Origin of the sequence: Phenylobacterium sp. (assembly GCF_036495085.1) — a bacterium.
GTDB lineage: Bacteria > Pseudomonadota > Alphaproteobacteria > Caulobacterales > Caulobacteraceae > Phenylobacterium.
Genome location: NZ_DASXNL010000066.1, coordinates 1 through 9,395, shown reverse-complemented (window position 1 = coordinate 9,395; position 9,395 = coordinate 1). Strand labels below are relative to the sequence as shown.

The following is a 9,395-nucleotide window of genomic DNA, read 5'->3' as shown; positions in this document are numbered from 1 at the left end:
CAGCGCGATCTCCTGGGCCCGCAGGTGCTTCTTCACCGTCAGCGGATAGTAGACCCCGCCCTTCACCGTGGCGTCGTTGGCCACGATCATCACCTCGCGGCCCGAGACCCGGCCGATGCCGGTGATCAGCCCGGCGCCCGGGGCCTCGTCGTCATAGAGGCCGAAGGCGGCGAGCTGGCCGACCTCCAGGAACGGCGAGCCGGCGTCGAGCAGGCGCATCACCCGCTCGCGCGGCAGGAGCTTGCCGCGGCCCACATGGCGCTTGCGGCTTTCCACCGGTCCGCCCAGCGCGGCCTTGCCGGCGCGCTCGTGCAACTGGGCCGCCAGCGAGCGGTTCAGCTTGGCGTTCGCCGCATAGGCTTCGGACGTGACGTCGACGGCGCTCCTGAGCTTCCTCATGCGGTCTTTTCCGGCACGAGGTTCAATTCTGCAATCATCGCTTCCCGCATAGCGAACTTTTGCACCTTTCCTGTCACCGTCGTGGGAAAGTCTTTCACGAAACGGATGTACCGTGGAATCTTGTAGTGGGCGATCTGTCCCTGGCAGAACTCGCGAACGGCCTCGGGCGTCAGCGCCTGTCCTGGATGCAGCACGATCCAGGCGCAAAGTTCCTCGCCGTATTTGGGGTCAGGCACGCCGATCACCTGAACGTCCTGAACAGCCGGGTGGCGGTAGAGGAACTCTTCGATCTCCCGTGGGTAAACGTTCTCGCCGCCGCGTATGACCATGTCCTTGATCCGGCCTACGATGTTGCCGCAGCCGTCGGCGTCGAGCGTGGCGAGATCTCCTGTGTGCATCCAGCCGTTGGCGTCCAGCGCTTCAGCGGTGCGCGCCGGATCCTCCCAGTAGCCCAGCATCACCGAATAGCCTCGGGTGCAAAGCTCTCCCGGCTGGCCGCGAGGAACGATGCGCCCCGCCTCGTCGACGATCTTCACCTCCAGGTGCGGGTGCACATGGCCGACGGTCGAGACGCGGACCTCGAGGCTGTCCTCGGCGCCGGACTGAAAGCTCACCGGCGAAGTCTCGGTCATGCCGTAGGCGATCGTGACTTGCGGCATGTGCATCTTGTCGATCACCTCGCGCATCACCTCGATCGGGCATGGCGAGCCGGCCATGATCCCTGTGCGCAGGGAGGTGAGATCGAACTGATGAAACCGCTCGTGGCCCAGAATTGCGATGAACATGGTCGGCACGCCGTAAAGCCCGACGCAGGCCTCTCCTTCGATGGCTTCCAGCACGGCCAAGGGGTCAAACCCCTCCGAGGCGTAGACCATGGTCGCTGCATGGGTGATGCAGCCCAGGTTGCCCATCACCATGCCGAAGCAGTGGTAGAGCGGGACGGGGATGCAGAGCCGATCGCCCGCCCCGAGCCGGATCGCCTCGGCGACGAAGTGGCCGTTGTTGAGGATGTTGTGGTGCGACAGCGTCGCGCCCTTTGGGAAACCGGTCGTGCCGCTCGTAAACTGGATATTGACGGGGTCGTCGAACTGCAGGGTCGGGCCGATCTGCTCCAGGCGCTCGCGATCGGCGGCCGTTCCGGCGTCGCAGGCCTGGTGAAAGGCCAGGCAGCCTGAGTGCTCGACCTCGCCCAGAGTGACGACCAGGCGCAGGTGCGGCAGGCGTTTGGACTGCAGGTCGCCGGGCCGAGCCGATGACAGCTCCGGCGCTAGTTCGCGAAGCATGGCCAGATAGGCGCTGGTCTTGTGTTCGACGGCCGTCACCAGCGCCTTGCAGCCCACCTTGTTCAGCGCGTACTCGACCTCGCTCAGGCGGTAGGCCGGGTTGACGTTGACCAGGATCAGCCCTGCCTTGGCCGTTGCGAACTGGGTGAGCGCCCATTCCGCGCAGTTCGGGGCCCAAATGCCGATCCGGTCGCCGGGCTCGAGGCCCGCGGCCAGCAGACCGGCGGCAAGCGCGTCGACCCGTTCCTTCAACTCGGCGTAGGTCCAGCGGATTTTCTGGTGACGCGAGATCAGCGCCATCTGGTCAGGGTGCGTGGCGCAGGTCGCGTCGAAGCAGGCGCCGATCGTCTGGCCGAGCAGCGGCTTGGTGCTCGCGCCGTTCACGTAGCTGAGGTCTGTCACCGCCGTCCTCCCGTCGTCGCGCCGGAGCCTATCGCCTTCACCCGATGTGTCATCCCGGTTTCGAGCAGGCGAAAACCGGCGCCCCTGGGACGCCTGCGGTCGTGCTTTGCGTGGGGCCAGGTGGGCTTCCGGCAAGCCAGGCGTGCTTTCCGGGATGACACGTGGGGTTGCTCGCGGCACAGATGCGCCGGTGAACCAGACATTTCCCGAAATCCGCGAGGCGGTGCGCAAGCTATGCGCCCGGTTCCCTGGCGCCTACTGGCGTGGCCTTGACCGTGAGCGGACCTATCCGACGGAGTTTGTCCGGGCCCTGACCGAGGGCGGTTTCCTGTCCGTGCTGATCCCCGAGGAATACGGCGGCTCAGGCCTCGGGCTCGCCGCCGGCGCGGCCGTGCTCGAGGAGATCCACCGCTCGGGCGGCAACGGCGGGGCCTGCCATGCGCAGATGTACACGATGGGCGTGGTGCTGCGACATGGCTCGCCTGCGCAGAAGGAGGCCTATCTTCCGAAGATCGCCTCGGGCGAATTGCGGCTGCAGGCTTTCGGCGTCACCGAGCCCGACGCCGGCACCGACACCACCCGGATCACGACCTTCGCCCGCCGCGAGGGCGACAACTACGTGGTCAACGGCCGCAAGTTGTGGATCTCCAGGGCCGAGCACTCCGACCTGATGGTGCTGCTCTGTCGCACGACGGCCCGGGCCGACGCCGCCAAGCCGTCCGACGGCATGAGCGTGCTCCTGGTCGATATGCGCCAGGCGGTGGGAAACGGGCTCACCATCCGACCGGTCAGGACCATGCTGAACCACGCCACGACCGAGCTCTTCTTCGAGGACCTGGTCGTGCCCGCCGCCAACCTGGTTGGCGAGGAGGGCAGGGGCTTTCGCTACATCCTCGATGGCATGAACGCCGAGCGGATCCTGATCGCGGCGGAATGCATCGGTGACGCGAAATTCTTCATCGACCGCGCCAGCGCCTACGCCAAGGACCGCGAGGTGTTCGGCCGGCCGATCGGCGAGAACCAGGGCGTTCAGTTCCCGATTGCCCGCGCTTACGTCCAGATGACCTCGGCCTCGTTGATGGTCGATCATGCCGCGGCGCTGTTCGAAGCCGCAGAACCCTGCGGCACGGAAGCCAACATGGCCAAGCTCACGGCCTCCGAGGCCTCCTGGTACGCCGCCGACATGGCGCTGCAGACCCACGGCGGCTTCGGCTTCGCCGAGGAGTACGATATCGAACGCAAGTTCCGCGAAACCCGCCTTTACCAGGTGGCCCCGATCTCCACGAACCTCATCCTCTCCCACGTGGCCACCCACGTGCTGGACCTTCCGAAGTCTTTCTGATGCCTCAAACAATTCTGATCGACGAACCGCAGCCCGGCGTGGCGCGGATCACCTTCAACCGCCCGGAGTCGGCCAATGCGCTGAATACCCTCATGGGAGAGGAGTTGCGTCTGGCCTGGACCGAACTGGCCGGGCGCGAGGACCTGCGTTGCGTCGTGCTGGCGGCGGCCGGCCGGCACTTCTGCGCCGGGGCCGACCTGAAGGAGCGCAACGGCATGACCGACGAGGCATGGTCGGCTCAGCATGTGGTCTTCGAAGAGATGGCGCGCGCCCAGCTGCGAGTTCCGGTTCCGGTGATCGGCGCGGTCAATGGCGCAGCAATGGGCGGGGGCTGCGAGATGACGCTGGCGTGCGACTTCGCCTATGCCTCGCAGACCGCCCGGTTCGGCTTGCCCGAGGTGGGCCTCGGCATCATGCCAGGGCTTGGAGGCACCCAACTTCTGCGCCGCTGCGCCGGAGAGCGGCGGGCGATCGAACTCCTCACCACCGGGCGCCCGTTCACCGCCGCGCAGGCCCAGGAGTACGGCCTCGTCAATGCCGTCACGACGCCCGAGGCCCTGATGGAGACCGTGCTGAGCGTCGCCGCCGAGATCGCCGCCAAGGCTCCGCTGTCGGTGAGGGCGTTGAAACACGTGGTTCGGGCAGGTCATTCCTTGGACCTGGCCGCGGCGATGGAGCTGGAGCTCTCCGCCTACAACCGCCTCTTCAAAACCGCGGACCGCCGCGAAGGCGTCGCCAGCTTCAACGAAAAGCGTGCGCCGGCGTTTCGTGGAGCCTAGCGGCCGCTCCGCCAACCATTGCGGTGGGGCGTCTCCCCCGTTTAGGCTCACGCCAAGGAGCCTGGGCATGATCCGACGCGGCCGCTTCTATCTCGAGCCTCGCTCCGAGCCTGCGAGCGACGAAACCGCTCAACTCGAGCGTGAAGGCTACACGATCATCCGCGGCCTGCTGAGCGGCCAGCAGGTGGCCGACCTTAGGGAGGAGATCGGCCAGGTGTTCGAGGACGACCCGCCGGACGAGCGCGGCCAGCGTCCGCCTGAAGATGCGGCCATGTTCCGGTACGCCATGCTGAACCGCAGCGCTGCGTCGCAAGCCGCCGCCGCCCACCCCGGCCTGCTTGCCGTCATCGAGCCGCTGCTTGGCGAGGACTGTCACGTGATCGCCAATACCGCGTGGCGAAATCCGGCCGGCCATCCCGGCTCCCACGGGGGGCAGAACTGGCATATCGACGCCGGCCCGCACGTGCCCCTCGCCGACGGGGTGCGTTGGCCCGTGGACATCCCCCACCCGGTGTTCGCAATCGGCGTTCATCTCTACCTGCAGGACTGCCGTATCGAGGACGGTCCCACCGGGGTGATTCCGGGGAGTCACCTGTCCGGTCGCCCCCCGCCGTTCGGCCGCCTTCTCGACGACGACCTCGACTATGAAGGCCAGGGCGTAGTTCCGCTGGTCACCCGGGCGGGCGATGCGGGTCTGTTTGTCTCCGACGTCTGGCACCGGCGCATGCCCACCCGCCAAGGCGACCACGGCCGGTTCTTTTTGCAGGTCCACTATGGCCGCCGCGACATCGCCCAGCGGATTTTGACCACCGCCGAGAGCAATCAGCTGTCGCCGCAGGCCATCGCCCGCGCCACGACCGAGCGGGATCGTCGAGTGATCGGCCTGCACCCAGCCTTTTTCTACGACGGTTGATCCTTCGGCGCGACGTCCTGCGGTGGTCAGGTCTTCGTCCGATAGTCGCCGAACCTTCCATCGCGGGCGTCGAGGGCCTGGGAGACGCCGTCGCGGAACTTCGCGAAGGTCTCGCGGCTGGAGGCGGTGGTCAGCGCCAGCGCCTGGATCTCAGCGCCGGCCCGGATGGCGGCGCGCAGGCCCATGATGTCGGACGGGATCATCGGTGACGCCCCTAGGGTTTCACCGGAGTTCCTAATGCCCGTTCTAGCGTCAGTGTGCCGTTCTCCGAGAATCCTTCCCAGGGGGGTCGCCATGCCTCGTGCTAACGCTCTGCTTCGTCGCTTCGCCGTCGGCGGGTTCCTCGCAGCAATCGTCGTTGCGCCTGTCCTGGCGGCGGACACACCCGACGCCACGCTCTCGCTGAAGGGCGGCGCCGTAGCCTTTGTTGCGGGCTACAGCTGGGGGTCTGGCACGCTGAACTTCAAGGGCAGGCACTATCCCGTGAAGGTGGGCGGTCTGTCGGTGGTGGACGTCGGCGCCAGCAAGTACACCGCTACAGGCGATGTCTTCCACCTGACCAAGATCGAAGACATCGAGGGGACCTACACAGCCGCCGAAGCCGGTGCGACGGTCGGCGGCGGCGTCAGCGTGCAGTCGATGAAGAACCCCAGGGGCGTGCTCATCAAACTGAAGAGTTCGCGGGCGGGCCTCCAGTTCACCGCCGCGCCGAAGGGCGTGACGATCGAACTGAAGAAATAGCCCTCAAGGCCCCGTCGGGGCTGGAGCGGCCGCCAATTCTGCCCATAGTGGCGGCCCATGAGGATGCCCGCTCCCGATCCCGCGCTGCTCGCGCGCAAGACGCAGATCGTCCGAGCGCTGCAGACCCTCGTGTCCGGCGAGGGCGTGATCGGCGACCCCGCCGGTCTGGTCCCATATCAATCGGACGGCCTGTCCGCCTACCGCCAGACGCCGCTCGCCGTCGTGCTGCCGGAGACCACGGCGCAAGTCTCCGCGGTCCTCGCCTGGTGCCAGAAGAACGGCGTAAAGGTCGTGCCGCGCGGCGCCGGGACTTCGCTCTCCGGCGGCGCCTTGCCGCTGCAGGACGGGGTCGTCCTCGGCATGGCCAAGTTCAACCAGATACTTGAGGTCGACTACGCCAACCGTTGCGCGGTGGTGCAGCCGGGGGTGACCAACCTCGCTATCACCGGCGCGGTCGAAGCGGACGGCTTCTATTACGCTCCCGACCCGTCGAGCCAGGTCGCCTGCACCATCGGCGGCAATGTGGCGGAGAACTCGGGCGGGGTGCATTGCCTGAAATACGGGCTGACGACCAACAACCTCCTGGGATGCGAGATCGTGCTCATGAGCGGCGAGGTCGTGCGTCTGGGCGGCAAGGGGTTCGATGCGGCGGGCTACGACCTGCTGGGCGTGATCACCGGTTCCGAGGGCTTGCTGGGGGTGGTTACCGAGGTGACTGTCCGTCTACTGACGAAGCCGGACACGGCGCGGGCCATGCTGCTGGGCTTTCCGTCCGTCAAGGCGGCCGGAGCGACCGTGGGCGACATCATCGCCGCAGGCGTGATCCCGGCCGGGCTGGAAATGATGGATCGGCCGGCGCTCCTGGCGGCGGAGGCCTTCGTAGGCGCCGGCTACCCCACAAACGCGAAAGCCCTGCTGATCGTTGAGCTGGATGGGCCGGAGGCGGAGTGCGCCGAGCTTTCGGCCCGGGTTGCTGAGCTCGCGAAGGCGCGTGGCGCGACGACGGTGAGGACGTCCACGAGCGAGGACGAGCGGCTGCGGTTCTGGGCAGGGCGCAAGGCCGCCTTCCCGGCCGTGGGGCGGATCTCGCCGGACTACTACTGCATGGACGGCACGATTCCGCGGCGCCAGTTGCCGCGCGTGCTGACGCAAATCGCCCGAATGAGCCGGGCCTACGGGCTGGGGGTGGCGAATGTCTTCCACGCCGGCGACGGCAATCTGCACCCTCTGATCCTCTACGACGCCGACGAACCGGGTCAGCTCGAGGCTGCCGAGGCGTTTGGCGCTGACATCCTGCGACTGTGCGTCTCGGTGGGCGGCGTGCTGACCGGCGAACACGGAGTGGGTGTCGAGAAGCGCGACCTGATGGGCGAAATGTTCAACGAAACCGACCTTGCCTGTCAGCAGCGGGTCAAGTGCGCCTTCGACCCGGACTCGCTGCTGAACCCCGGCAAGGTGTTCCCTCGTTTGCACCGTTGCGCCGAACTGGGGCGGGTGCATGTGCACCGCGGCGCCGTGGCCTTCCCAGAGCTGCCGAGGTTCTGATGCTGGATCTCGCCGCCGAGACCGCGCGTCCGAAGAGCGCCGCCGAGGTCGTGGACCTGGTGGCCGAGGCCGGTGCGGCGGGTCGTAGCCTCGAGGTCGTCGGCGGTGGAACCAAGCGTCGCATCGGCGCGGCGGCGGCCGACGCCGTACTGAGCCTCGCGGGCATGAGCAAGGTGATCGACTACGCGCCCGAGGAACTGGTGCTCACCGCCCAGTCCGGGGTGAAGCTCGCGACCCTGGAGCGGCTGGTCGCCGCCGAGGGCCAGATGCTGCCCTTCGAGCCACCGCACCTTTTAGGATTACTTGCCGCCAGGGGTCATCCGACGCTGGGCGGGATCTTGGCGGCCAATCTCTCCGGGCCGCGGCGCATCCGGGCCGGCGCTGCGCGCGATCACTTCCTGGGGCTGGAGGCGGTGACCGGTCGCGGCGAGTTGGTGAGGGCCGGAGGGCGGGTGGTGAAGAATGTCACCGGTTACGATCTCTGCAAGCTCATTGCTGGGTCCTGGGGAACCCTGGCGGTTCTCACCGAGGTCACCATCAAGGTGCTGCCGGCGGCGCGGACGGAGCAGACGATACTGCTGTTCGGCCTGGACGAGCTGCGGGCAGGCGAGGCGATAACCCGCGCGCTCAACGCCCCGGCCGAGGTCTCGGCGGCCGCCCACCTGCCGCAGGCCGTCGCTGCTCGTGCGCCGCTGAAGGGCGAGCTCGCAGTCACGGCGATCCGCCTGGAGGGTTTCGCCGCCTCGGTGGCGGCGCGGGCGGACGGCCTGGTGATGGCGCTCAAGTCCTTTGGCCGCGCGGAACTGATCGACGTGGACCACAGCCGTGAATTCTGGGCGCAGATCCGCGAGGTCGAGGCGTTCAAGAATGATCCGCGGCCCCTCTGGCGCATCTCGGCGCCGCCTGCTGCGGGCTGGCGCGTCTGCGAGGCGCTCCAAGGCGAGGCGCTCTATGACTGGGGCGGGGGGCTGGTCTGGCTGCTGTCGGAGTCCGAGCCGGCCAGGGTCCGCTCAATCGTGCGAGAACTCGGCGGCCACGCCACGCTCTATCGCGGCCACGGCGGGGCGGCGTTTGAGCCCTTGGAGGGGCCGCTGGCCGCGCTTACCGCCAGGGTCAAGGCGGCGTTCGATCCCAACGGGGTGCTTAACCCCGGCCGCATGGCGCGACCCTAGATGCAGACTGCCTTCACAGAGGGCCAACTCGCCGACCCGCAGGTGGCCGCCAGCCGCGCGGAGATCCGCAAGTGCGTGCACTGCGGCTTCTGCACGGCGACCTGCCCGACCTACGTCCTGCTGGGCGACGAACGCGACAGCCCACGAGGACGCATCGAACTTATCAAGGCGATGCTGGAGGATGGCGGTTCGCCGGCGAAAGAGACGGTAACCCACGTCGATCGCTGCCTTTCATGCCTGGCTTGCGTCACAGCCTGCCCGTCGGGTGTCGACTACGCCCAACTGATCGAGCACGGCCGCGAGCACATCGAGAGCCACTACCGCCGTCCGCTGCCGGAGCGCTGGCTACGGGCCTTGATACCCGCCGTGCTCGCGCGGCCAGGCCGGCTCCGCAAAGCGCTGGCGCTGGGCCGGATGGCGCGGCCGCTCGGGTCGGTTCTTGAAGCCTGCGGGTTCCGCCGAATTGCCGCCCTGTTGCGGTTGGTCCCGAAGGCCGCGCAGACGATCCGGCCACCGCGCCGCGCCTATCCGGCTGAGGGCGCCGTGCGTGGCCGGGTGGCGCTGCTGCAGGGTTGCGTGGAGCCGGTCATGGCCCCCTCGATCCGCGAAGCGGCGATCAGCCTGATCACCCGCGCGGGCTTCGAAGTTGTGCTTGTCGAGGGCGAGGGCTGTTGTGGGGCCCTCTCCGAACACCTGGGCCGGGCTGACGAAGCTGCCGCGTTCGCGGCGGCCAACGTGCGGGCCTGGACGCGAGCCGGTCCGTTTGACGCCATCGTCACCACGGCGGCGGGGTGCGGCACCATCCTGAAGGCCTACGGC

At 67.9% G+C, this 9,395-nt stretch carries 10 protein-coding genes; 7 read left to right on the top strand and 3 right to left on the bottom strand.

Annotation, left to right across the window (positions count from 1 at the left end; genetic code table 11):
• Together VGI62_RS08010 and VGI62_RS08005 are read right to left on the bottom strand one after the other, a co-directional pair.
• The coding region (locus VGI62_RS08010) for a carboxyl transferase domain-containing protein (protein WP_331503881.1) at positions 1-399 on the bottom strand (399 nt) is incomplete at its 3' end.
• Positions 396-2,084 carry an AMP-binding protein gene (locus tag VGI62_RS08005; RefSeq protein WP_331503880.1) on the bottom strand — a complete coding sequence of 563 codons (1,689 nt, stop codon included), beginning with the start codon at positions 2,082-2,084 and terminating at the stop codon, positions 396-398. The genes VGI62_RS08005 and VGI62_RS08010, both read right to left, overlap by 4 nt.
• A 190-nt stretch (positions 2,085-2,274) precedes the next feature.
• Here VGI62_RS08005 and VGI62_RS08000 point away from each other — a divergent pair, with 190 nt between their 5' ends.
• The 3 genes from VGI62_RS08000 to VGI62_RS07990 all read left to right on the top strand — a co-directional run bounded on the left by VGI62_RS08000 (position 2,275) and on the right by VGI62_RS07990 (position 5,118).
• A complete protein-coding gene (locus VGI62_RS08000; RefSeq protein ID WP_331503879.1) occupies positions 2,275-3,426 on the top strand; it encodes an acyl-CoA dehydrogenase family protein in 1,152 nt (383 codons plus the stop codon).
• On the top strand, positions 3,426-4,205 hold the full coding sequence (locus VGI62_RS07995) for an enoyl-CoA hydratase/isomerase family protein (protein ID WP_331503878.1): 780 nt from the start codon (positions 3,426-3,428) through the stop codon (positions 4,203-4,205). Before VGI62_RS08000 ends, VGI62_RS07995 begins: the two co-directional genes overlap by 1 nt.
• Positions 4,206-4,272: 67 nt before the next feature.
• On the top strand, positions 4,273-5,118 hold the full coding sequence (locus tag VGI62_RS07990) for a phytanoyl-CoA dioxygenase family protein (RefSeq protein WP_331503877.1): 846 nt from the start codon (positions 4,273-4,275) through the stop codon (positions 5,116-5,118).
• Between the two features lie 26 nt (positions 5,119-5,144).
• Here the strand turns inward: VGI62_RS07990 and VGI62_RS07985 are convergent, their stop codons facing one another.
• Positions 5,145-5,321, bottom strand: coding sequence for a hypothetical protein (locus tag VGI62_RS07985; protein ID WP_331503876.1), 177 nt, complete (start codon positions 5,319-5,321; stop codon positions 5,145-5,147).
• Positions 5,322-5,412: 91 nt separating this feature from the next.
• Here VGI62_RS07985 and VGI62_RS07980 point away from each other — a divergent pair, with 91 nt between their 5' ends.
• The 4 genes from VGI62_RS07980 to VGI62_RS07965 form a co-directional block, all read left to right on the top strand.
• On the top strand, positions 5,413-5,859 hold the full coding sequence (locus VGI62_RS07980) for a hypothetical protein (RefSeq protein WP_331503875.1): 447 nt from the start codon (positions 5,413-5,415) through the stop codon (positions 5,857-5,859).
• 57 nt (positions 5,860-5,916) lie between these two features.
• On the top strand, positions 5,917-7,404 hold the full coding sequence (locus tag VGI62_RS07975) for an FAD-linked oxidase C-terminal domain-containing protein (protein WP_331503874.1): 1,488 nt from the start codon (positions 5,917-5,919) through the stop codon (positions 7,402-7,404).
• Positions 7,404-8,576: a glycolate oxidase subunit GlcE gene (gene glcE / locus VGI62_RS07970; protein ID WP_331503873.1), complete on the top strand. Its 1,173-nt coding sequence runs from the start codon at positions 7,404-7,406 to the stop codon at positions 8,574-8,576. Before VGI62_RS07975 ends, glcE begins: the two co-directional genes overlap by 1 nt.
• Positions 8,577-9,395 (top strand): 4Fe-4S dicluster domain-containing protein (locus VGI62_RS07965; RefSeq protein ID WP_331503872.1); only part of this gene is annotated, 819 nt, incomplete at its 3' end.

Bases quoted from the DNA above. Each gene is read 5' to 3' on its own strand.
- glcE (WP_331503873.1), top strand. From the start codon at position 7,404: ATGCTGGATCTCGCCGCCGAGACCGCGCGTCCGAAGAGCGCCGCCGAG.
- VGI62_RS07995 (WP_331503878.1), top strand. From the start codon at position 3,426: ATGCCTCAAACAATTCTGATCGACGAACCGCAGCCCGGCGTGGCGCGG.
- VGI62_RS07980 (WP_331503875.1), top strand. From the start codon at position 5,413: ATGCCTCGTGCTAACGCTCTGCTTCGTCGCTTCGCCGTCGGCGGGTTC.
- VGI62_RS07990 (WP_331503877.1), top strand. From the start codon at position 4,273: ATGATCCGACGCGGCCGCTTCTATCTCGAGCCTCGCTCCGAGCCTGCG.
- VGI62_RS07985 (WP_331503876.1), bottom strand. From the start codon at position 5,321: ATGATCCCGTCCGACATCATGGGCCTGCGCGCCGCCATCCGGGCCGGC.
- VGI62_RS07975 (WP_331503874.1), top strand. From the start codon at position 5,917: ATGAGGATGCCCGCTCCCGATCCCGCGCTGCTCGCGCGCAAGACGCAG.